The sequence below is a fragment of the Thauera humireducens genome, assembly GCF_001051995.2.
In the GTDB taxonomy this organism is placed as follows: Bacteria; Pseudomonadota; Gammaproteobacteria; order Burkholderiales; family Rhodocyclaceae; genus Thauera; species Thauera humireducens.
Genome location: NZ_CP014646.1, coordinates 3298058 through 3319266, shown reverse-complemented (window position 1 = coordinate 3319266; position 21209 = coordinate 3298058). Strand labels below are relative to the sequence as shown.

The window sequence follows — 21209 nt, the reverse complement described above, 5'->3', positions numbered from 1 at the left end:
CGGCGTCCACCCCGGCACACGGCCGGGCGCGACAATCCTCACACTGGGACGCGACCATCAGGTACCGCTGGCCGCCAGCGCACGCACGCCGTCGGCGACGAACTCCACTGCCAGCGCGGCCAGCACCAGACCCATCAGGCGGGTCATGATGTTCAGCCCCGTCTGACCGGCGAAGCGGCTGATGCGCCCGGCCATGCGGAAGCACACCCAGACGACCGCGCCAATCATCGCACCGATCACCAGCAAGGCCAGCATGTCCCACCAATGCTCGACACGCTCGGAATGGATGATCACCGTGCTGACCGTTCCGGGGCCGGTCAGCAGCGGAATGGTCAGGGGCACCACCGCGATGCTGGAGCGCTCGGCCGCCTCGTGCTGCTCCTCGGGCGTGGAGCGGATGCGTCCCGGCTCGGCATTGAACATGTTCAGCGCAAGGATGAACAGCAGGATGCCACCGCCCACCTGCAGCGAGGGAATCGAGATGCCGAACACCCCGAGCAGTCCCTGGCCGAACAGTGCCGCCACGCCGATGACGATGGCGGTGGCGATCGCCGCCGTGTTGATCGTGCTCCGCCGCTCGTGCGCCGACTGGCCCGCCGTCAGGCTGAGGAACATCGGGATCGCGCCGAAGGGGTTGATCAGGGCCAGCAGGGTGATGAAGACCTTCAGCGTTTCCATGGATTCCGGCTCCGGTGCACGCCGCCGATGCGCGGCCGGTGCTGGGCGTGGAGGATAGCGCAAGCTTGTTAAACTTGCGGCACTCAGTAACCCGCCCCGTGTTCCGGGGCTTCCAGGACCGAAGGCGCCATGGCCCGCACGCACCCCGAAGGCTGGCAGCAGCTCCCCGCCACCGGCGCCCGTGGTCGCGAGAGGGCCACCCTCGAGCAGCTTGCCGCGACGTTGCCGCGCGACTGGACCATCTACCACGGCCTGCACTGGACACGCGCCGAAGGCGCGCACCTGGTGTTCGGCGACATTGCCTTCGTCGTCATGGGCCCGACCGGCCGCGTGCTGCTGATCGAACAACACGCTGGCTTCCTCGACGAGACCGCGCAGGGGCTGATGCGCCCCGGTCGTCGTCGCCCCCAGCTTGTCAGCCACGAACTTGCGCGCAGCGCCGACGCCTTGCGCGCCCGGCTGCGTCCGCTGCTCGACGGGGCCGAACCGCAACTCGAGATCCTGCTCTACTGCCCCGACTACACGGTGCGCCAGCCCGGCAGCGCCGGCCTTGACCCGGCCCGCATCGTCGACGCGAGCCGGCGCGAGGCCTTCTTCGCCACCGTGCAAGGCCTGACCCACCACGACGGCGCCCCGCCACCGGAGCCCGCCCGGCTGCAGGCGCTGCACCGCTTCTTCGCCGACGTGCTGGAGCTGGTGCCCGACGTGCAGGCCCATGCCGGCCAGGCCGACGACCTCACCACGCGGCTGTCGGGCGGCCTGACCGAATGGGCGCGCCGCATCGACATGACACCGCACCGCCTGCGCGTCGTCGCCACCGCCGGCAGCGGCAAGACCCAGCTCGCGCTGGCCGCCTACACCGACGCGCTCACCGCCGGTCGCCGGCCGCTGTACGTCTGCTACAACCGTCCGCTGGCCGACCACTTCGCCCGTATCGCCCCCGCTGGCGGCGAGGTCGCCACCTTCCACCAGCTGTGCGACCGCCGCCTGCGCGATGCTGGCCGGCCGCCCCGCTTCGGCGCGCCGGGAGCCTTCCGCCGCATGGAGGCCGATTTCGCCGCGCTGGTTACGACGCAACCGGAGCCGGCCTGGCAGTTCGACGAGCTGATCATCGATGAAGGCCAGGACTTCATGGAGCCCTGGTGCGACGCGCTGCTTGCCCTGCTCAAGCCCGGCGGCCGCGCGTGGTGGCTGGAAGACCCGCTGCAGAACCTGTACGACCGTCCCGCCGTCGCGCTGCCCGGCTGGGTGCGGCTCACCGCCGACACCAACTACCGCACGCCGGCCGACGTCCTCGCCCTGCTCAATGCCCGCCTGCCCCTGCCCGCTCCGATCCGCGCCGGCAGCCCGGTAACCGACAGCGAGCCCGAGGTGCTGGCCTGGCACGACGACGCCAGCCTGCTGGACGCGACCAAGCGCGCCATCACGCGCGCGCTGGGCCTGGGCTTCCGGCGCGAGATGATCGTGCTGCTCACCTTCCGCGGCCGCGAGCACTCGCGCTTCACCCCGCTGGAGCACCTCGGCCCGCACCGCCTGCGCGCCTTCACCGGCCGCTACGATCTGCTCGGCGAACCCGAGCATTCGCAGGGCGAATTGCTGATCGACTCGGTCTATCGCTTCAAGGGCCAGTCGGCGCCCTGCATCATCTTCACCGAGATCGACTTTGAGACAACGAACGGGGCCATGGACGAACTGATCATGCGCAAGCTTTTCGTCGGCGCGACGCGGGCGACGATGAAGCTGATCCTGGTGGCGTCGGAACGGGCGGCTGCCCACCTCGCGCCGGGGTGATGCGCCGGCTGCGCGGGACTAAGATGAGGACACCGCAGCCCTCAGACGGAGGCCAGCATGAGCCACAAGCACCGCAGCATCCTGCAGGCGATCTTTCATGAGCCGCCCAGCGGCAACCTGCACTGGCGCGAGGTCGAATCGTTGTTGACCCATCTGGGCGCGACCGTCGAATCCGCCCACGGCGCGCGCTTTCGGGTGGTGCTGAACCGCCACGAGTTCTTCCTGCACCATCCGCACCACGGCGGCGATTTTCCGAAGCAGGCGGTCAAGCAGTTGCGCGAGTTCCTCGCCGGCGCGGGCGTGACGCCTTCGCTGTACGACGAGCAGGCGCGCGGCGAGTAGCGACTCGCGAGTGCGCGTCGCTCAGTCCGCGGCGCGCACGCTGAAGACGGCATCGTCGTCCCAGTGCTGCAGCAGCACGCGGGCAACGCGGTCCTGCCACAGCGCGGCAAAGCGTTGGCGCTCGGCCTCGTCGGCTTCGCCGCGCACGCAGCGGCCGAGCAGCAGCATGGTGTCCGGGTGGGCCGGCACGTGCGACAGGTCGGACGCGACGTCGACCGCCGCGCCGGTGTCGGTGCGGGTGACGCGGACCGACAACGGCAGTTCGTGGCCGAAATCCTGCAGCCCGCGCCGCGCGAACCGACCGCCGATCCCCTTGAAGCCGCCGTCCTGGGCAGCGCCGGTGAGCAAGGTGAGTACGCTGGCGGTCACCCCGGTGACCCCCTCCTCCAGGCGGCTGGCGAAGGCGAGGCGAACGCCCCCGCGCTCGGGCAGGCTGTCCGGATACAGCGCGGTCAGCGCGCGGCAGCCGAGCACGTAGGCGGACGCGACCGTGGGGCACGAATGACCGGCGAGCTTGACCGCGTCGGCATAGCCGTACTCCAGCAGGCCATCATCGGCCGCGCCGAGAAAGGCCGCCAGCGCATCGCGCACGCGCAGCGTGGGAACCTGGTCGAAGAAGGCGGGGAATTTCACAGGCACGCTCCGGGCACAATTGAGGACGAAGCCTGCATTGTCCTCAGCCTGCCGCCCCCCGCCTTGATACGGCTCAGGTCCGCCGGCGGTCGGCGGCACATGCCGCGCTGGCGGGGTGCTCAGACCGCGAGGTCGATCTGGCTTACGGTGCCGGCGCGGCCGTCCTCGCGCAGGTAAATGCTGCTCGCCCGCATCTCGCCCAGCGTTTCATTGGCGGCGTTGCGCAGGCTGAACGGCGTGTCGACACGGCCAAGGTAGAAGGCGCCCACGCCCGCCTCCTTCAGCGTCTGCACCCGGCCGCGACCTTCGGCGTCGGGCTGCCAGACGCGCAGTTGCGACCACGCCGCGTCGGATTCGTCGATCCAGCCATTGCCATCGTCGTCGAGCGCGGCGAGTTCGGCAAAACCGTCGCCGCTCGCCGGACCGAAGAGCTCTCGCCCGTCGTCGATGCGCCCGTTGGCGTTGCGGTCGAAGGCGAGGAAGCCCGTGCCCCCCACCATCGGCAACTTCTCCCTGGTGCCGTCGCCGTCGAGATCGAAGTCGAAGCGCAGGTCGGACAGGGCCGACGCGGGTCCGCCGAAATCGAGCACCAGCGGGTCCTTCACGCGCGGTTCGCCCACGCGCAGGCTGGCCGACACCGACTCGCTGTAGCTGCGCGACATCGTGAAGCCCAGTTCGAAGCGGATCTCCGCGCCGTCCGCGGTGCGCACCACCCCGGAGGCCGCGAACGAGGTGGTCTCTGCCTCGGCGTAGGTGGCGCTGAAGTCGTAGGCCATGCCGAAGCCGACGCCCTGACCGCCCGCGGCACGGCCGCCGCCACCCGGCGACAGCTCGGCGTCGGCTGCCTGCAGGCGCTCCAGGTCGCGCGCGCTGAAGCGTTGCACCGGCTTGCCGGTGAGAAACTCGATCATGCGGATCAGCATCGACAGCTTCGGATCGTGCTCGGCCGCATCGTCCAGGCTGGCCGAATCCGCCGCCCGGGTATCGGCAGTGGCCGCATCCGCAAGCTGGGCGGCGCGGCCGGCGGCGGAGATGTTCACGCCGTCCTGGCGGACCTCGGACAGGGCGGCATCGCCACGCCACACCTCAAGCCGCTCGCTCGTCTCGAAGGACTGGCTGAACTGGCGGGACGATTGCAACTCGAAATTGAATGACGCGATTTTCACAGCAGGCACCTCAGGCGCAGAACGACGCTGGGGTATTAACGGCCGGCGGATCAAAGACTTGAGCGCGGCACGACGAATCCGCGCGGCACCGCGCTCAACGCAAGCGCTCGGCCAGCTCGGCGAGTGCGGTCTCGCGCGCATCGTCGCCCTCGCCTTCGCCCCCCCGGTCACGCGCCATGCCTCCACCACCCGGCGCCCACTCGGGATGGGCACGCGCCCTTTCCAGCGCATAAGGCAGTGGCCCGTCCCGCCAGGCTTCGGCGACCTCGTCGAACACATCGTCGCCCACCGCCGCCTCGCCCTTCAGCTCGATCGGCGCGAGCGCCGCATGGCCGCGCCCCTCGAGCGCGCCGAGCAGCTGGTGCTGACGCAGCGCCACAAGACGCAGGATGGCGTCGTCCACCGTCAGTTCGCGGTGGCCGCGCAGGCGGGCGGCGATGCGCTCGCCGTAGTGCCCAAAGGTCTGCCACAGTCCGCCTGCCACCGCGCCGAGCGCAGCGGCCGCGCCGAGCGTGAGGCCACCGGTCATCAGGTCGATGCCGACTCCGGCCGCCGCGCCCGCGGCCACGCCGGTGGACAGGCGGATGCCCATCTGGCGCAGGGTCTCGGGATTGAACAGGTCGTCGTCCCAGCGCCCGTCGGTAAGCGGCAGTTCGCTCGCGCGCGCGTCGCCGGGGCGGAAACGGTAAAGGCGGAGCAAGGCATCGACGCAGGCCTGCTCGCGCTGGCGCACCGCATCGCGCAGGCGCGCGACGGCCGCAGCCAGTGCGGCGTCGGAGGCGTCGCCGACACGGTCGCGGCAGGCAGCCAGTTCGAGCAGCAGCGCCGCAACCAGCTGCCGCGCCGCCCGGCGGCGCTCTTCGGCCTCGCGCACACGGGCGTCCATCAGCCGCTGCAGTGCCGGGCGGTGGTCGTGCATCAGCGTGGCCAGCGTCTCGAACAGCTCACGCTCGCCGTCGAGCGCGGGCGCCACGGTGTCGAAGCTGACCACCGCATGCAGGTTGAGCCGCGCCAGCGCTGTGCGCCAGTCGGTCGCGCGCGCCTCGGGCGAGGCCACGAAGTTGAGCACCGGCAGCAAGGGCCGCGCGCAGCCCGCCAGCAAACCGAGTTCGTCGCGATGCTTGGGCAGCACCGGGTCGCGCGCATCGACCACGTACAACGCTGCATCGCTGGCGAGCATCTGGCGCAGCACCTTGGCCTCCTGCTCGAAGCGGCCGTGTGCATCGGGCGTGGCGAGGAAGCGTTCGATGCGCGCCGGACCGTCGAGCCGCTCGCCCGGGGCAGCCAGGGCATCGACGAACTCGAGCAGCGCGATCGCATCCTCCATGCCCGGCGTGTCGAACAGTTCGACCGCCGGCCGGCCGTCAGCCATCAGGCGCAGGCCCTCGACGTGGCGCGTCGTCCCCGCCGCATCCGACACCTCGCCGAAGTCCACGTCGCGCGCCAGGGTACGCAGCAGCGAAGTCTTGCCGGTGTTGGTATGGCCGACGACGGCCACGCGCAGGATGCCGCTCATCACCTCGCCTCCTCCGTTGCGCTCGCATCATGCCCGCCGAGCCAGCACTGCGCCGCGGCAGCGTCGAGGATCAGCGCCTCGGGCGCGAAACCGAGCCGGGCGAGCCCCTCACGCCACAGCGCGAGACGGGCGGTATCGCCACCAAGCGCCCAGACGCGCGTGTCCGCGGCGTGCTCGGCCAGTTCGGCAATGAGCCCGAGCGTGCCGCGGTCGGGCGTGCGGCGCGGATCAATCGCCACGAGCAGGCGGCCCGGCGCGTCGGCGGCAAAGCGGCTCAGCGCGGCGCGGCGCTGTTCGCGGCTGTCCAGGCGTCCTGCATCCAGCGTGGCGGGCAACTGCGCCGGCGGCCAGGCCACATCCGACCCCAGCTCCAGCGCCACCAGCGCGGCGGTACCGCTGGCGCCGGCATGAGCGGCATGGCGCAGCGGGCGCGGCATGATCGCAGGCTCGGGATCGCTCACACCGATGCGTTCGCTGTCCGGCATCAGCACCGCCCGCAGCCGCGCATAGCCGGGCCGCGCCAGATCCAGCCTCAGCCGGCGCAGCGCCGCAAGCCACAGTCCGCCACAGGCCAGGGCCAGCAGCAGCCGGGGCAACAGCCCATACGCCAGTAGCGCACCGATCAGCCAGCCGGCCCACGCACGCCGGCCCGCCTCGTCCAGCATCGGGGCGTCCCCACTGGCAACGATCGTCGCCGGATCGGGCACCGGGAAGCCGGCCAGGGACGGCAAGGCGCCGAGCGCCGTCGTCAGTCCGACGAAAAGCTCGCCGGGCAGGATCGTCGTCTCCCACACGAAGCCATAGCGCCGCGTGGCCAGCAGCGCGAGCACGCCGGCCACCGCCCCTGCCAGCGCCAGCGCCCATAGCGCATGCGTGATGCAGCCCAGCCCCCATTGGGCGATACGCGTGCGAGCCGTGAGACCGACGAGCGCCTGCAGCACGGCGGCCGCGACAGGCGAACGATCCAGCACCGCCACCACGCGCAGCCATACCCCGCCCAACGCACCGCCCCGCAGGGACATGCCGCCGCGTACGGGCAGCGCGGTCGCCACCAGCCACAGCAGCAGGCTGAAGAGATTGACGCCGAGCAGCCCGCCCAGCGTCCACACCACATTGACCGGCCGGCTGCCGTCCCCCAGCACGCCGGCGGCCGCGCCGAAACCGAACACCAGTGCGAGCACCGCCGCCACCGCGAGCACCAGCCGCGCACGGCCGTGCCAGTGCAGGATGGCGTCGCGCCAGCCTTCGCGCACGCCGATCGCATCGGCCCGATGCAGGATACGGGTTTCGAGATCCGCCGCTGCCGCGCGCGCGGCGAGGCATTGAGCCCTGTCGTCCAGCGGCCCATGCCGTTCCTCATGCCGGCGCACCACCTCGGCGAGCCAGCGGGATTCGAAGGGAGTAAGCGAGCGGGATGGGAGCAAGAGGAGTCGGTGGCGTGTGAGTCCATGACAGGATAACAACCTCGCCGCCAATCCGCAGCGCTGCCGACCACGCCATCGACCACGTGACCGCCCTGCGGCGCAACGCACGCGGGCACCGCGCCACGACCGTGACATATTCCTCGCACGACGCCGTTTTGCCCCTCAAGAGCAGCCGAAAAAGCGCCGGCTTTGACAAGGATCAAACCAGGGCGGCCTGTGCGGGCTAGCCTGCGGGCATTGTTGATTTGCGGAGACGTCCATGACAACCGAACTGTTCCACTGGACCGACGAATTCGGTGTCGGCATCCAGGAGATCGACGAGCAGCACAAGGAACTCGTCGACCTGCTCAACCAGTTGCACACGGCGATCCAGGAGCATCATGGCTCGGAAACCTCGCGCAAGATCCTCGACAAGCTTGCCGACTACACGCGCACGCACTTCGCCGTCGAGGAAAGCCTGATGCGGGTGTCGAACTATCCCGACTTCGAGATGCACAAGCAGAACCACGAGGATCTGATCGGCCAGGTCCAGGCGCTGCAGGAGAAGCTCGACAACGGCCAGGCCGCGATCACCTTCGAACTGCTGCACTTCCTCAAGGTCTGGCTGATGCGGCACATCAACGAGGCCGACAAGCGCTTCGGCGTGCACTTCATGGCCCACGGCGGCGAGACCCAATGGTCCGACCACGTCGAGAGCGCCATGAAAAAGCGCAAGTGGTGGTGGAAGTTCTGGTAAAAAAGGCCGGTTCGCAGGACACCTTCAACTTCCCTCCGCAACCGGCCCCATGAAGATTACGACTGCTTCCCTGCTTGCCCTCGTGCTCGGTGCCCTGCTCGTGAGCGCTCCCGCCAGCGCCGAGTCCTTGGGCTGCCCCGATCTGTCTGCGGCAACGCAGGTCGCCGCGTGCCCGACAGACGAGGAGTTGCGCTACACCTACCTGGGGTTCTGCAGCGACAACGCCCGGCTATACGGCCGTGACGTCATGACCTGCGCCACCTTCGAGAACTATCGCGAAGTCAAAAACACAGCGCGGTGGGAATCGGCCGACGGCCGCTTCGACGGCTACCTGTCGTGCAACATGGCCCCGGACGCGATCCGCGCATCGCCCGCGAAGCGCATGCATGTCGAACGCAAGGGCAGCCTGACACGGCTGATGTGCGACTACGACAACGACCACCGCCTGGTGCATCGCACCAAGGCCGCGTGCAAGATCGAAGTGGAAGACTGCACCAGCGGCGAATGCCGCGCCGCCTGCGAATGAGCGGCCGCGCGCGCGGCGCGGCGGTCGTCAGTCGGCGCGCAGCGGCTGCTGGCCGGTGAAGCTGCCCAGAATGGCGACGACTTCGTCCTCGGACAGGTCGCGCACGATGAAGACGAGCCGGCTGCGGCGGTCATCGTAGGGCGGCGTGCCGGGCCAGGCCGGCAGGCTGGTCGTCGGATACAGGCTGTGCTGCACGCACTGCAGCACCCGCGGCAGCGGGTCACCCACGACATTGAGCAGCCCTTTGAGGCGCAGGATGCGTGCGCCGTAGACCTGCAGCAACAAGCCCAGTCCATCCGAGAACTCGTACCACGACAAGGGCTGATCGAAAGTCAGCACGAAGCTGCGGACGCCCGCATCGTGCCGCGGCGGGCCAGCGTCGTGCGTGGGCACCGCCGCCTGCGCCCCAGCCTTGCGCCACACCGGCGCCGCGCGCACTGCGCGCTGGCGGGCGGCACGCGCGGCTTCCTCGCCCAGCCAGGCGGCGACGTCCGGGTGCTTGCCGGCCGCGTCGTACAGCCCGCACTCGAACAGCGCATGCGGCGCCACAACGCCCTGCGCCACCTCGATCTGGCGCGCACCCGGATTCAGCGCCGCCAGCCGTTCCGCCAGCGCCCCGCGCCCGGCCTCGTCGGCCAGATCGCACTTGGTCAGCAGCAGGCGATCCGCCATCGCCACCTGTCGCACGGCCTCGGCGTGCGTGGCGAGCTGATCCACGGCATGCGTGACATCGACCGCCGTCACCACGCCGTCGATGCGATAACGCTCGCCGAGGAAGGGATCGGACATCAGCGTGTGGATCACCGGCGCCGGATCGGCGAGCCCGGTCGTCTCGATCAGCACGCGCTTCAGGCCCTTCAGCTCGCGTCGCAATGCGCGCATGAAAAGGCTCTTCAGCGCCCGCACCAGATCGCCCTGCACGCTGCAGCAGATGCAGCCCGAATCGAGCACGACGAGGGTCTCGTCCACCTTCTCGACCAAATGGTGGTCGACCCCGACCTCGCCGAACTCGTTGATCAGCACCGCGCAGCCGTCCATCTCGGGCTGGCGCAGCAGGTGGTTCAGCAGCGTCGTCTTGCCGGCGCCGAGGAAGCCGGTGAGGACCGTCACCGGGATGCGATGGTCCTCGGCGGCGGGTGTGGTGCTCACTGCCAGCCTCCACCCAGCGCCTTGTATAGCGCAACCCGGTTGGTGGCATCGGACAGGCGGACCGAGATCAGCTCGAGCTCGGCGGCATAGAGGCTGCGCTGCGCGTCGAGCAGGTTCAGGTAGCTGTCGACCCCGCCCTTGTAGCGCGCCTCGGACAGCTCGAAGCTCTTCTGCGTGGCCTCGACCAGCTTGCGCCGCGCGTCGAGCTGCTCGGCCAGCGTGGCGCGATCGGCCAGCGCGTCGGCGACCTCGCGGAAGGCCGACTGGATCGCCTTCTCGTACTGCGCGATAGTGATGTCGCGCTGGATCTCGGCCACGTCCAGGCTGGCCTGCAGGCGGCCAGCCTCGAAGATCGGGATGCGGATCTGCGGCATGAAGCTCCACGCACGCGATCCGCTCTCGAACAGGCCGTCGAGCGAGGCGCTAGCGGTGCCAACCGTAGCGGTGAGCGTGATCGACGGGAAGAAGGCCGCGCGCGCCGCGCCGATGCTGGCATTCGCCGCGCGCAAGGCATATTCGGCCTGGACGACGTCGGGACGGCGGGTCAGCACTTCGGACGGCACGCCGGCGGGCAGCACGGCCACGCTGGCGATCGCCGCATCGAGCCCCTGCGGCAGCAGTTCCGCCGACACGCCCGCGCCGACGACCAACGCCAGGGCGTTCTCGTCCTGCGCCACCAGCGCGGCGTAACGGGCGGCATCGGCGCGCGCGGTTTGCAGCAGGGTCTCGGCCTGGCGCAGGTCCAGCGCCGAAACTGCGCCGGCGTCGAAGCTGCGCTGCGTCAGCTCGAAGGACTTCTGCCGGGTCTCAAAGGTACTGCGCGCCAGCGCGAGGCGCTCGCGGTCGGCCGCCAGGCGCAGCCAGGCGTTGGCGACTTCGGCCACCAGGCTGATCTGGGCGCTGCGGCGTGCCTCCTCGGTGCCGAGATAGACCTGCAGCGCCTGTTCCTCCAGGCTGCGGACGCGGCCGAAGAAGTCGAGTTCGTAGGCGGCGAAGCCGAGGTTGGCGCTGTACTGACGGCTGACGACAGACTCGCCCGAGCTGTTCAGGTCGCCCGGCACGCGCTGCGCGCTCTGCCCGCCGCCGGCGGTGATGGTCGGAAACAGGTCGGCACGCTGGATGCCGTACTGCGCCCGCGCGCGCTCGATGTTGAGCGCGGCGACGCGCAGGTCGCGGTTGTTCTGCAGCGCCAGGGCGATCACCTCGCGCAGGCGGGCATCGGCGAAGTAGTCACGCCAGGCGATGGCCTCGGCCTGCTGCGTGGCGGCCGAAGCCTCGGCCGGGGCCGCCTGCGGGAAGCTGGCGGGTACCGGCGCGGCCGGCCGCTCATACGCGGGGATCATCGAGCACGCACCGAGCGTGGCGGCGGACAGCGCCACCACGAGGCTGCGAACGCGAACCGAAAGCGGAGTCATCGGAACTCTCATGTCAGCGGCCCTCCTGAGCGGCCGGAACGGACACAGCATCCGCACCCTCGCGCGGCTTGTCCGGGAAGATGCGCTTGATCACGACGTAGAACAGCGGCACGAAGAAGAGGCCGAGCAGGGTGGCGGCGATGGTGCCGCCCAGCACGCCGGTGCCGATCGCGTTCTGACTGCCGGCACCGGCGCCGGTGGCCGTCGCCAGCGGCAGCACACCGAAACCGAATGCGAGCGAAGTCATGATGATCGGGCGCAGTCGCATGCGCACCGCCGTCAGCGTGGCAGCGATCAGGTCCTTGCCCTCCTCCATCTGCGCCTTGGCGAACTCCACGATCAGGATCGCGTTCTTCGACGACAGGCCGATGGTGGCGAGCAGGCCGACCTGGAAGTAGATGTCGTTGGACATGCCGCGACCAGTGGCGGCAAGCAGCGCACCGAGCACGCCGAGCGGCACCACCAGCATCACCGCGAAGGGCACCGACCAGCTCTCATACAGTGCCGCCAGGCACAGGAAGACCACCAGCAGGGACAGGGCGTAGAGCGCCGGCGCCTGCGAGCCGGAGCGGCGTTCCTCGTACGAAGTACCGGACCAGTCGTAGCCGATGCCCGGCGGCATCCTGCCCATGATGTCCTCCACGGCCTGCATCGCCTCGCCCGACGACAAGCCCGGTGCAGCCTGACCGAGGATCTCCATCGACGGCTGGCCGTTGAAGCGCTCCAGGCGCGGCGAGCCGAAGGCCCAGTACGAGGTGGCGAAGGCCGAGAACGGCACCATGTCACCGGCCTTGTTGCGCACGTACCATTTGTCGAGGTCCTCGGGCGTCATGCGTGCGGGGGCGTCGCCCTGCAGATACACCTTCTTGATGCGGCCGCGGTCGAGGAAGTCGTTGATGTAGCTGCCCCCCCAGGCGGTGGACAGGGTCTCGTTGATGTCGGCGATCGACACGCCCAGCGCACCAGCCTTGGCGTGGTCGATGTCGAGCTTGAGCTCGGGCGTGTCCTCCTGACCATTTGGCCGCACGCCGACCAGGCGTTTGTCCTGCGCCGCCATGCCGAGGAACTGGTTGCGCGCGGCGAGCAAGGCATCGTGGCCGAGGCCGGAGCGGTCCTGCATCTGCACGGTGAAGCCGCCCGAGGTGCCGAGCTCGATCACCGCCGGTGGCACGAAGGCAAACACCATCGCCTCGCGGATCTGCTGGTAGGCGCCCATCGCGCGGGCGGCGACGGACTTCACGTCCATGCCTGGCGCCTGGCGTTCGTCCCAGTGGCGCATGTTCACGAAGGCAATGCCCATGTTCTGGCCAGTGCCGCCAAAGCTGAAGCCGGCGACGGTGAACACTGCCTTGACCGTGTCCTTCTCGTTCTCGAGGAAGTGCTGTTCCACCTTCTCGATGACACCGAGCGTGCGCTCCTTGGTGGCGCCAGCCGGCAGCATGATCTGGTTGAAGATCACGCCCTGGTCTTCCTCGGGCAAGAAGGAGGTCGGCATGCGCACGAAGAGCAGGCCGAGCACCGCGACGATGGCGACGTAGATGGCGAGGAAGCGCACGCTGCGCTTGAGGATGCCACCGACAGCCGTCTCGTAGCCCTTGGTGCTGCGGTCGAACTTGAGGTTGAACCAGTGGAAGAACCTGCCGAACAGGCCGCCTTCGCCATGCTCGTGGCCCTTCTCCACCGGCTTCAGGATGGTCGCGCACAGGGCCGGAGTGAATACGATCGCCACCAGCACCGACAGCGCCATCGCCGACACGATGGTGATCGAGAACTGGCGATAGATCACGCCGGTCGAGCCACCGAAGAAGGCCATCGGCACGAACACCGCCGACAGGACCAAGCCGATGCCGACCAGCGCGCTGGTGATCTGGTCCATCGAACGTCGGGTGGCCTCCTTGGGCGGCAGCCCTTCCTCGCTCATCACGCGCTCGACGTTCTCGACCACGACAATGGCATCATCCACCAGCAGACCGATCGCCAGCACCATGCCGAACATGGTGAGCGTGTTGATCGAGAAACCGAAGGCGGCCATCAGGCCGAAGGTGCCGAGCAGGACCACCGGAATCGCCATGGTCGGGATCAGGGTGGCACGCAGGTTCTGCAGGAACAGGTACATCACCAGGAAGACCAGCACCACCGCCTCGATCAGGGTCATCACCACCGACTCGATCGAGATCTTCACGAACGGTGTCGTGTCGTAGGGCACCACGTAGTCAACGCCGGCCGGGAAGTACGGACGCAGCTCGTCGAGACGCGCGCGCACCGCATCCGCTGTCTCGAGCGCGTTGGCGCCCGAAGCCAGGCGGATACCAATCCCGGAAGCCGGCTTGCCGTTGAAGCGCGCCGAAAAGCCATAGTTCTCGGCACCGATCTCGACGCGTGCGACATCCTTCAGGCGTACCTCGCCCCCCTGTGTGTTGCTGCGCAGCAGGACGTCCTCGAACTGCTCGACCGTCTGCAGACGGCTCTGCGCCGTGATGGTCGCCGAGAACCCCTGGCCGGGCACGGCCGGCGTGCCGCCGAGCTGGCCGGCCGATACCTCGGCATTCTGCGCCAGCAGCGCGGCACGCACGTCCCCCGGAGTGAGATGGAAGTTGGTGAGCTTGGCCGGATCGAGCCAGATCCGCATGGCGTACTGCGCGCCGAACACCTGGACCTCGCCGACGCCATCCACGCGCGACAGCGGATCCTGGATCGACGCCACCAGGAAGTCGGACAGGTCGTCCCCCTCCAGGCGGTCGTCGGTGGACACGAAGCCGACCACCATCAGGAAGTTCGCAGCGGACTTGGCAACCGTCACGCCCTGCTGCTGCACCGCCTGCGGCAGCAGCGGCAGCGCAGTCTGCATCTTGTTCTGCACCTGGACCTGGGCGATGTCGGGGTCGGTATCAGCAGAAAACGTCAGCGTGACCGCGGCAGAGCCGTACGAGTCGCTGGTGGACTTCATGTACAGCAGGCCGTCGAGACCGGTCATCTTCTGCTCGATGATCTGGGTCACCGAGTCTTCCACCGCCTTGGCGGAGGCGCCCGGGTAGCGGGCATTGATGACGACGGCCGGCGGCGCGATTGACGGATATTGGGACACCGGCAGCTGCTGGATGGACAGCGCGCCGGCGAGCATGACGACGATGGCGATGACCCAGGCGAAGATGGGTCGGTCGATGAAGAAGCGGGCCATGGTGCGCTACCTCACTTCGGCGCGACGGCGGCGGAAGCGCCGGCCTCGCGCTCGGCAGCCGCTTCCTGCGCCTGCACGGGCGCGCCGGGGCGGACCTTCTGCAGGCCATCAACGATGATGCGCTCCCCGGCCGCCAGGCCACCGGTGACCACCCAGTTCGAACCGAGCGACTGCGCCACCTGGACCGGACGCGCCTCGACCTTGTTCTCCGCGTTCACCACCATCACCTGCGCATTGCCGCGCGTATCGCGCGACAACGCCCTGTGGGGCACCCGGATCGCCTCGCTGCGCGTGCCCTGCGGCAAGCGAGCACGCACGTACATGCCTGGCAGAAGCACGCCCTTGGCATTCGGGAACTGGGCACGCAAGGTCACGCTGCCCGTGCCTTCGTCCACCGTGACCTCCGACAGCGCGAGCCTGCCTTCGGCGGAGTACTCGCTGCCGTCCTCGAGCAGCAGCTTGACCGCCACGTCACCCTTCGCACTCGCCGTGAGCCGCCCCGCCTCGATCTCGCGACGCATGCGCAGCAGTTCGGCACTGGACTGGGTCAGGTCGACATAGATCGGGTCGAGCTGCTGCACCGTCGCCAGAGACTGCGCCTGGTTCGCGGTGACGAGCGCCCCGGCAGTCACCGCCGAGCGACCGATACGCCCGCTGATCGGCGACTTGAGCTGAGTGTAGTCGAGGTCGATCTTCGCCTTGTCAAGCGCAGCCCGGGCGGCGGCGAGGTCGGCCTCGGCCTGCTTGAGCACGGCCTGGGCATCGTCATTGGCCTGCTTGCTGACCGCCTCGATCTTCACCAGATCGGCATGGCGCAGGGCCTTCAGCCGCGCGACCTGCAGGTTGGCCTCGGCACGGGCGAGGCTCGCCTTCGCGCTGTCGAAAGCCGCCTGATAGGGCCCGGCATCGATGCGGTACAAGACCTGTCCCGCCTTGACCTCGCTGCCCTCGGTGAAGGCGCGCTGGGTCAGGATGCCCGTGACCTGCGGTCGCAGCTCGGCGATCAGGTAGGGGCTGGTGCGGCCGGGCAGCTCGGCCACCATCGCCAGTTCCTCGACCTTGACGGTCTGCACGGTAACGGCCGGTGCCTGCGGGGCCCCAGGGGCCGGTGCGCCCCCCTGTTCCTTGCCGCCACTGCAGGATGCAAGGAACAGCGCGCTGAGCGCCGCCACCACGGCGGGCTTGAGGAAGGCATTGTTCGTGGTCTTCATTGGAGCCTCGTGAACGCGGGGAACGGGGATTTTCGCCAGGCTCTTGGCCTGCGCTTTAACCCCGCCCTTTAGAACGGTTATTCTAGAATGAACGCTCATTCTATGTTAGCCTTTGCTGCATCGCAAGAAAATTGACGCTGCATTCTGGCGCACTTGCCACCCCAGGCACATGCGCACGACACGAAAAGCGAACCTCACGCATGCAACGCACGGATACGACCTCCAGCACCGACGCCTCACGCGCCGCCGCCCGCCGCCAGCAGATCCTGATTGCTGCGGCGCAGTGTTTCCGCGACCACGGATTCCATGCTGCAAGCATTGCCAAGATCTCGATCGCGGCGGGGATGAGCCCAGGCCACATCTATCACTACTTCGAAAACAAGGAAGCGATCATTGCGGCCATCGTCGCGCAGGATCTCGAGAGCCTGCTCACCCTGACCGCCGAGCTACGCGCCGCCTGCAACGTGCGCGAAGCCCTGATCGAGCGCGCCGCCGAAGGCGTTGCCGACCAGCTCGACACGGACAGCGCGGCACTCAAGCTCGAGATCGTGGCCGAAGCCGCACGCAATCCGCGCGTCGCCCAGATCGTGCGCGACGCCGATGCCGCCTGTCGGCGCGAGCTTGCGGTCACCATCCGCGCCATCCGCCGCGTCGCGGGTCACGAGGATTCGCCCGAGGCCGTTGCCGACATGGGAGAAGTGCTGGCCTGCCTGTTCGAAGGCCTGCTGCTGCGTTCGATCCGCAATCCCGACCTCGATCGGCAGCGCGTCGCCCGGCGCATCCAGATCGCGATCAACGACCTGCTGGACCAGCCGGGCGGCTAACGGTCACGCAGGACCGCTTGCGGTTACAGGTAGCCCAGCTTCCCTGGCAGCCACAGCGCAAGCTGCGGGAACACGATCATCAGCGTCAGTCCGGCGCCCATGGCCAGGACCAGCCAGATCACCCAGCGGAAGGTCTCTTCCATGCCGATGCCGGCAATGCGCGAGGTGATCATCAGCGAGATCGCCATCGGCGGCGTGAACTGGCCGATGGCGAGATTGATCGTCATCATCACCCCGAACCACACCAGGTCCCAGCCCATCGCCACCGCGATCGGCACCAGCAATGGCAGCAGGATCAGGAAGATCGAGATCGCGTCGAGAAACATGCCCGCGACGAGCAGCAGCAGGTTGATCGACAGCAGCATCATCCATTCGCTGGAGTGCAGCCCGACCAGCGCCTTCGCCGCAACATCGAAGATACCCAGCGTATTGCCCGCCCATGCGAACACCGAGGCAATGCCGATGATCATCAGCACCACGGCCGACAGCTCGCCGGCATCGACCAGGATACGGAACAGGCCCTTCAGGCTGATGCTGCGGTAGATGACCATGCCGACGAAGATGCCGTAAGCCACCGCCACCACCGCGGCCTCGGTCGGGGTGAAGACGCCGGTGCGCAAGCCGCCGAGGATGATCACCGGCGCCAGCAGGCCCCAGATCGCATCGATGAAGCTCTTGCCCAGCGGCGGACGCTCGGCCTTGTAGTCGCGGCCGAACCCATGCTTGCGGCTGATGATGATGGCCGGCACCAGCAGGCAGAGCGCGGCAATCATGCCCGGGAAGAGGCCGGCGGCGAACAGCGCCGGCACCGTCGCTGCAGGCACCATCACGCTGTAGACGATGAAGGCGACCGAGGGCGGGATGATGATCGCAGTCGAACCCGAGGCGGCGATCAGGCCGGCCGAGAAGCCCTTCGGATAACCGCGCGCGATCATCGACGGCAACATCACCGCCGCCACGGCCGCGGCGTCGGCCGGGCCGGAGCCGGAGATGCCGCCCAGCAGCATCGACACCAGCACGGCAACGACCGCCAGCGAGCCGGTCCATTCGCCCACCATTGCGGTGACGAAGCGCACCAGGCGCACCGCCACCCCGGAGCGCTCGAAGATCATGCCGGCGAGGATGAACATCGGGATCGCCAGCAAAGGGTACTTGGCGATGCCTGCGTAGATGTTGGTCGGCACCGCAAGCTGGTCGAACCCCGCCATCGCCAGCACCGCGACACTGGCAACGCCCAGCCCGGTGGCCAGCGGCATACCCGCCACCAGCGCGAGCAGGAACAGACCGATCAGGACGGTGCCGATCATGCGCGCCTCCGCATGCGGGTCAGCACCAGACGCAACACCAGCGCGACCGCCAGCACCGGCATCCACACCGTGTACCACCACTGCGGCACGCCCAGCGCGGGCGAAGTCTCTTCAAACCGGTACTGGTCCCAGGTCAGGCGCCCGGCATAGAAGGCGATGAAGGCGAACAGGCTGGCCGTGACCGCGAACGAGAGCCAGTCGGCCACGACACGGCCCCCCGGCGGCAACTTGCGTACGAAGAAATCGACCCGGATGTGGCGGTCAAAGGCAAAGGCCGCCGAGGAGCCGACAAAAGACAACACGATCAGCAGCGCGATCGAGAACTCCTCGGTCGCGGCGAAGGACTGCGAGGTGAAATAGCGCGCCAGTACGTTGCCGAAGGTGATCAGTACTATCAGCCCCATGACGATGCCGGAGAGGATTTGTTCGACGGTGTAGGGCGCAGTGCTCGCGTCTTCGTGCTGCGATTCGATGCTCATCAGAACTGCCAAGGAAAATGGAAACAGCCCCGGCCAGCGGCGACCGAGGGCAGGCGGGGCGCAAATCGGGATCGCGGTCGCCCGCGTAGCCGGGGATGTGCCGGATATTCCTGGTGCGGGCGAGGACTGTCTGAACCCGAAGGGCGAGTTCCACAGCCCGCAGAAGGAATGTCCGGCACAGCCACGGCGGGCAGAACGAGGGCAATCAACGCTTGGCGATGTCTTCCTCGGCCTGCTTGACCAGGTCCGAACCGATCTTCTCGGCCCATTCCTTGTACACACCGGCCGTGGCCTTGCGGAAGGCGTCGCGCTCGGCATCGGAGAGGCGCACCACCGCCACGCCGTTGGCCTCGATCTCCTTCAGCAGCGCGTCGTCACTCTCCGAGATGCCGGCGCGGGCACGGGCAATCTCTTCCTTCGCCGCCTGCTGCGCGGCCTCGGACACCGCCTTGCGATCCGCCTCGGACCACGAGTTCCACACGTTCTTGTTGACCACGAAGATCAGCGGATCGGCCACATAGCCCCACAAGGTCAGGTGCTTCTGCCCCACCGTGTGCAGCTTGGCCGCATTGAACACGGCCAGCGGGTTCTCCTGGCCATCCACCGCACCGGTCGCCATCGCCGGCTGGGCATCGGCCCAGCTCATCTGCGTCGGGTTGGCACCCAGCGCATTGAAGGTGGCGAGGAACAACGGCGACCCCACCACGCGCATCTTCATGCCCTTCACGTCGTCCGGCGTGCGGATCGGCTTCTTCGAGTTCGACACCTCGCGGAAACCATTCTCGCCCCAGGCCAGCGGCACCACGTCGCGCTCTGCCAGGGTGTCGAACATCTTCTTGCCGACGCGGCCCTGCGTCAGCGCATCGATCGCCTTGTGGTCCGGCATCAGGAAGGGCAGCGCGAACAGGTTCAGCTCCTTCACCTGCGGCGACCAGTTGATGGTCGAGCCCACCGCCATGTCGATGATGCCCTGGCGCAGCGCGGTGAATTCCTTGGTCTGGTCGCCCGACACCAGCGAAGTGCCCGGATAGACCTTGATCTTGATCCGGCCTTCGGTCTTTTCGGCCACCAGGTCGGCCCAGCGCTTGGCGCCCCAGCCCCACGGGAAGGCTTCGCCGAGCACGGTCGACAGCTTGTATTCGTCCTTGTACTGCTGAGCCGAGACCGGCATCGACAGGCCGAGCGCCGCGGAAGCGAACAGACCGGCGATGAGGGCGTTGAAGCGGCGTTTTTGCATGAGACGTCTCCGTTTCTTGGTTTTGAGTCGAGACGCGCGGCGGCGGACGCAGCGCAAGGGGAGGGCCGATTCTACAAACCGGGGGGCCTGCGGGCCAGCGCAAAATCGCCCGATGCCGCCAGCGAGCTGCTCAACGCGGTGCCAACACCCGCCGCAGGAAGTCGGTGAGACTGCCGAGATGGTGCTCGAGATCGGCGAAGGATTCGTGGTCGCCCGACACCGTGATCAGCTCGACCGGCGTCTCGCCGCGCGCCGCGAAGATCTGGTGCGCCTCGTCGATCGGCACCACCTCGTCGTCCTCGCCATGCACCAGCAGCACCGGCCTGCGGATGCGCGAGACGGTGGCGACCGGCGCGATGTCGTCGAAGCGATGGCCGATGGTGCGCTGCACATAGTCGAGGATGTAGCGGCCGACCGGGCGCTCGGGCAGGCGCTTGGCCGCCAGCCAGCGCCGCATCATCGCCGCAGGATGGGAAAAGGCGGCCACGCTGACCACTGCCGCCACCTGCGGCCTGCGCGAGGCCGCCAGCAGCACGGCGCCCGCCCCCACCGAATGGCCCAGCAGCGCGATGCGCCGCGGGTCGACGCCCGCACGCGTGGCGAGCCAGTCGAAGGCGTGCTCGACGTCCTCGGCGAAGCGTGGCAGCGAGGCGAAACTGTCCTCATCGCTCGCGCCGTGGCAGCGCGCATCGACGAACAGCGTGGCGAAGCCGGCCGCGTGCAGCGGCCGCGCCAGCGGCAGCATCAGCGCCGCATTGCCGCCCCAGCCATGCAGCACCACCACCGCAGGCGCGGCAGAACTGCCCGGCACGGGAATGAACCAGCCATGCAGGGTCTTGTCGTTGGCGGTGGCGATGCGCACCGTGTCGAAGCCCAGGCCGAGCGCCGCAGGGTCGGTGTCATGCGGCACGCGCGGCGCCGCCAACCCCTTGCGGATCCCCCAGTGCACGGCGGCGCGACCGCCGGCCAGGGCTGCTGCCCCGGCAGCAAAGGCTGCGAACAGTCCGGTCGTCGTCGCCATGGCCCCTAGTCTCCGCCCTCAGCCCGTCAGCCCGGCCCACCACAGGCGGGCGCGGATGCCCCACTCGGTGGTGTAGCCGACGCTCACCGAACGGATCCGGCCCTCGCGGTCGAGCACGACGAAGGCCGGCACGCCCCGCAGGCCGTAGCGGCCGGCGATGCGTCCGTCGGCATCCACGGCCGTCGTCCAGTCCAGCCCGCGCGCGGCCAGCACCTGCGCCACGGCCGCGGCGTCGCCGGACTGCATCGCCACCGTCAGCACCGGCCAGTCGGCCTGCACGTCGTCCATGCTGCCCTGCTGCGCGGTGCAGATGCCGCACCAGTCGGCCCAGAAGTAGAGCCCGACCGGCCCGTCCGCATGGGCCGAGCGCCACGCCCCCAGGCTGAGTTCCCCGCCTGCCGCCGCCGGCGCGGCGAACGGCGGCGCCTCGCCGTCGGGCACGTGGCGCGTCTGCACCCAGTGCATGCCGAGCACGATGGCGACGACGAACGCCAGGTCGCGCGAGAAACGCCGCCAGCGCGAGGGCTTGACGGAAACCGGCGTCGCGGCCGGATCAGGTTCGGTCATGGCACAGTC

The 21209-nt window shown here is 68.8% G+C and carries 19 protein-coding genes; 5 read left to right on the top strand and 14 right to left on the bottom strand.

The window, feature by feature from the left end; translation table 11 throughout:
- Positions 1–57 precede the first annotated feature (57 nt).
- Positions 58–678 (bottom strand): MarC family protein, encoded by a 621-nt coding sequence (locus tag AC731_RS15505; RefSeq protein ID WP_048707353.1) that lies wholly within the window; start codon positions 676–678, stop codon positions 58–60.
- Between the two features lie 129 nt (positions 679–807).
- Here AC731_RS15505 and AC731_RS15500 point away from each other — a divergent pair, with 129 nt between their 5' ends.
- Together AC731_RS15500 and AC731_RS15495 are read left to right on the top strand one after the other, a co-directional pair.
- Complete coding sequence (locus tag AC731_RS15500) at positions 808–2469, top strand: ATP-binding domain-containing protein (RefSeq protein WP_048707350.1); 1662 nt, start codon at positions 808–810, stop codon at positions 2467–2469.
- Positions 2470–2526: 57 nt separating this feature from the next.
- Positions 2527–2811 (top strand): type II toxin-antitoxin system HicA family toxin, encoded by a 285-nt coding sequence (locus AC731_RS15495; RefSeq protein ID WP_004264213.1) that lies wholly within the window; start codon positions 2527–2529, stop codon positions 2809–2811.
- A 21-nt stretch (positions 2812–2832) separates the two neighbouring features.
- On the opposite strand, the gene AC731_RS15490 is transcribed toward AC731_RS15495, so the two are convergent.
- From AC731_RS15490 to AC731_RS15475, 4 genes are all read right to left on the bottom strand, one after another.
- On the bottom strand, positions 2833–3444 hold the full coding sequence (locus tag AC731_RS15490; RefSeq protein ID WP_004264211.1) for a hypothetical protein: 612 nt from the start codon (positions 3442–3444) through the stop codon (positions 2833–2835).
- 119 nt (positions 3445–3563) lie between these two features.
- Positions 3564–4610 (bottom strand): hypothetical protein, encoded by a 1047-nt coding sequence (locus AC731_RS15485; RefSeq protein WP_048707348.1) that lies wholly within the window; start codon positions 4608–4610, stop codon positions 3564–3566.
- Positions 4611–4704: 94 nt separating this feature from the next.
- The gene (locus AC731_RS15480) at positions 4705–6126 is read right to left on the bottom strand and encodes a GTPase/DUF3482 domain-containing protein (RefSeq protein ID WP_048707345.1); all 1422 of its coding nucleotides are present in this window, start codon (positions 6124–6126) and stop codon (positions 4705–4707) included.
- Positions 6126–7550 carry a DUF2868 domain-containing protein gene (locus AC731_RS15475; RefSeq protein ID WP_048707343.1) on the bottom strand — a complete coding sequence of 475 codons (1425 nt, stop codon included), beginning with the start codon at positions 7548–7550 and terminating at the stop codon, positions 6126–6128. Before AC731_RS15475 ends, AC731_RS15480 begins: the two co-directional genes overlap by 1 nt.
- A 259-nt stretch (positions 7551–7809) precedes the next feature.
- On the opposite strand from AC731_RS15475, the gene AC731_RS15470 reads away from it, so the two are divergent.
- Together AC731_RS15470 and AC731_RS15465 are read left to right on the top strand one after the other, a co-directional pair.
- A complete protein-coding gene (locus AC731_RS15470) occupies positions 7810–8286 on the top strand; it encodes a bacteriohemerythrin (RefSeq protein ID WP_004264202.1) in 477 nt (158 codons plus the stop codon).
- Positions 8287–8335: 49 nt separating this feature from the next.
- Positions 8336–8812: a hypothetical protein gene (locus AC731_RS15465; RefSeq protein ID WP_048707341.1), complete on the top strand. Its 477-nt coding sequence runs from the start codon at positions 8336–8338 to the stop codon at positions 8810–8812.
- A 27-nt stretch (positions 8813–8839) separates the two neighbouring features.
- On the opposite strand, the gene AC731_RS15460 is transcribed toward AC731_RS15465, so the two are convergent.
- From AC731_RS15460 to AC731_RS15445, 4 genes are read right to left on the bottom strand one after another with little or no spacing between them, the layout of a single operon-like run.
- Entirely contained in the window at positions 8840–9961 is a 1122-nt protein-coding gene (locus AC731_RS15460; RefSeq protein WP_053085834.1) for a CobW family GTP-binding protein, read from the bottom strand.
- Positions 9958–11376, bottom strand: a complete 1419-nt coding sequence (gene adeC / locus AC731_RS15455) for an AdeC/AdeK/OprM family multidrug efflux complex outer membrane factor (RefSeq protein ID WP_156480734.1) — start codon at positions 11374–11376, stop codon at positions 9958–9960. The genes AC731_RS15460 and adeC overlap by 4 nt, the downstream gene beginning before the upstream one ends.
- Before the next feature lie 13 nt (positions 11377–11389).
- A complete protein-coding gene (locus AC731_RS15450; RefSeq protein WP_048707337.1) occupies positions 11390–14554 on the bottom strand; it encodes an efflux RND transporter permease subunit in 3165 nt (1054 codons plus the stop codon).
- A gap of 11 nt (positions 14555–14565) precedes the next feature.
- On the bottom strand, positions 14566–15765 hold the full coding sequence (locus AC731_RS15445) for an efflux RND transporter periplasmic adaptor subunit (protein WP_048707336.1): 1200 nt from the start codon (positions 15763–15765) through the stop codon (positions 14566–14568).
- Between the two features lie 200 nt (positions 15766–15965).
- Here AC731_RS15445 and AC731_RS15440 point away from each other — a divergent pair, with 200 nt between their 5' ends.
- A complete protein-coding gene (locus tag AC731_RS15440) occupies positions 15966–16589 on the top strand; it encodes a TetR/AcrR family transcriptional regulator (protein ID WP_004264180.1) in 624 nt (207 codons plus the stop codon).
- A gap of 23 nt (positions 16590–16612) precedes the next feature.
- Here the strand turns inward: AC731_RS15440 and AC731_RS15435 are convergent, their stop codons facing one another.
- The 5 genes from AC731_RS15435 to AC731_RS15415 all read right to left on the bottom strand — a co-directional run bounded on the left by AC731_RS15435 (position 16613) and on the right by AC731_RS15415 (position 21200).
- A complete protein-coding gene (locus tag AC731_RS15435; RefSeq protein WP_048707335.1) occupies positions 16613–17896 on the bottom strand; it encodes a TRAP transporter large permease in 1284 nt (427 codons plus the stop codon).
- A complete protein-coding gene (locus AC731_RS15430) occupies positions 17893–18375 on the bottom strand; it encodes a TRAP transporter small permease (RefSeq protein WP_048707333.1) in 483 nt (160 codons plus the stop codon). Before AC731_RS15430 ends, AC731_RS15435 begins: the two co-directional genes overlap by 4 nt.
- 205 nt (positions 18376–18580) lie before the next feature.
- The gene (locus AC731_RS15425; RefSeq protein ID WP_004264175.1) at positions 18581–19612 is read right to left on the bottom strand and encodes a DctP family TRAP transporter solute-binding subunit; all 1032 of its coding nucleotides are present in this window, start codon (positions 19610–19612) and stop codon (positions 18581–18583) included.
- A 130-nt stretch (positions 19613–19742) separates the two neighbouring features.
- The gene (locus AC731_RS15420) at positions 19743–20633 is read right to left on the bottom strand and encodes an alpha/beta hydrolase (protein WP_048707330.1); all 891 of its coding nucleotides are present in this window, start codon (positions 20631–20633) and stop codon (positions 19743–19745) included.
- Positions 20634–20651: 18 nt separating this feature from the next.
- On the bottom strand, positions 20652–21200 hold the full coding sequence (locus AC731_RS15415; RefSeq protein ID WP_048707327.1) for a redoxin domain-containing protein: 549 nt from the start codon (positions 21198–21200) through the stop codon (positions 20652–20654).
- Between the last annotated feature and the right edge of the window lie 9 nt (positions 21201–21209).

Coding starts and splice junctions, on each gene's coding strand:
- AC731_RS15505 (WP_048707353.1), bottom strand. CDS start 678: ATGGAAACGCTGAAGGTCTTCATCACCCTGCTGGCCCTGATCAACCCC.
- AC731_RS15500 (WP_048707350.1), top strand. CDS start 808: ATGGCCCGCACGCACCCCGAAGGCTGGCAGCAGCTCCCCGCCACCGGC.
- AC731_RS15495 (WP_004264213.1), top strand. CDS start 2,527: ATGAGCCACAAGCACCGCAGCATCCTGCAGGCGATCTTTCATGAGCCG.
- AC731_RS15480 (WP_048707345.1), bottom strand. CDS start 6,126: ATGAGCGGCATCCTGCGCGTGGCCGTCGTCGGCCATACCAACACCGGC.
- AC731_RS15470 (WP_004264202.1), top strand. CDS start 7,810: ATGACAACCGAACTGTTCCACTGGACCGACGAATTCGGTGTCGGCATC.
- AC731_RS15465 (WP_048707341.1), top strand. CDS start 8,336: ATGAAGATTACGACTGCTTCCCTGCTTGCCCTCGTGCTCGGTGCCCTG.
- adeC (WP_156480734.1), bottom strand. CDS start 11,376: ATGACTCCGCTTTCGGTTCGCGTTCGCAGCCTCGTGGTGGCGCTGTCC.
- AC731_RS15450 (WP_048707337.1), bottom strand. CDS start 14,554: ATGGCCCGCTTCTTCATCGACCGACCCATCTTCGCCTGGGTCATCGCC.
- AC731_RS15445 (WP_048707336.1), bottom strand. CDS start 15,765: ATGAAGACCACGAACAATGCCTTCCTCAAGCCCGCCGTGGTGGCGGCG.
- AC731_RS15440 (WP_004264180.1), top strand. CDS start 15,966: ATGCAACGCACGGATACGACCTCCAGCACCGACGCCTCACGCGCCGCC.
- AC731_RS15435 (WP_048707335.1), bottom strand. CDS start 17,896: ATGATCGGCACCGTCCTGATCGGTCTGTTCCTGCTCGCGCTGGTGGCG.
- AC731_RS15430 (WP_048707333.1), bottom strand. CDS start 18,375: ATGAGCATCGAATCGCAGCACGAAGACGCGAGCACTGCGCCCTACACC.
- AC731_RS15425 (WP_004264175.1), bottom strand. CDS start 19,612: ATGCAAAAACGCCGCTTCAACGCCCTCATCGCCGGTCTGTTCGCTTCC.
- AC731_RS15420 (WP_048707330.1), bottom strand. CDS start 20,633: ATGGCGACGACGACCGGACTGTTCGCAGCCTTTGCTGCCGGGGCAGCA.
- AC731_RS15415 (WP_048707327.1), bottom strand. CDS start 21,200: ATGACCGAACCTGATCCGGCCGCGACGCCGGTTTCCGTCAAGCCCTCG.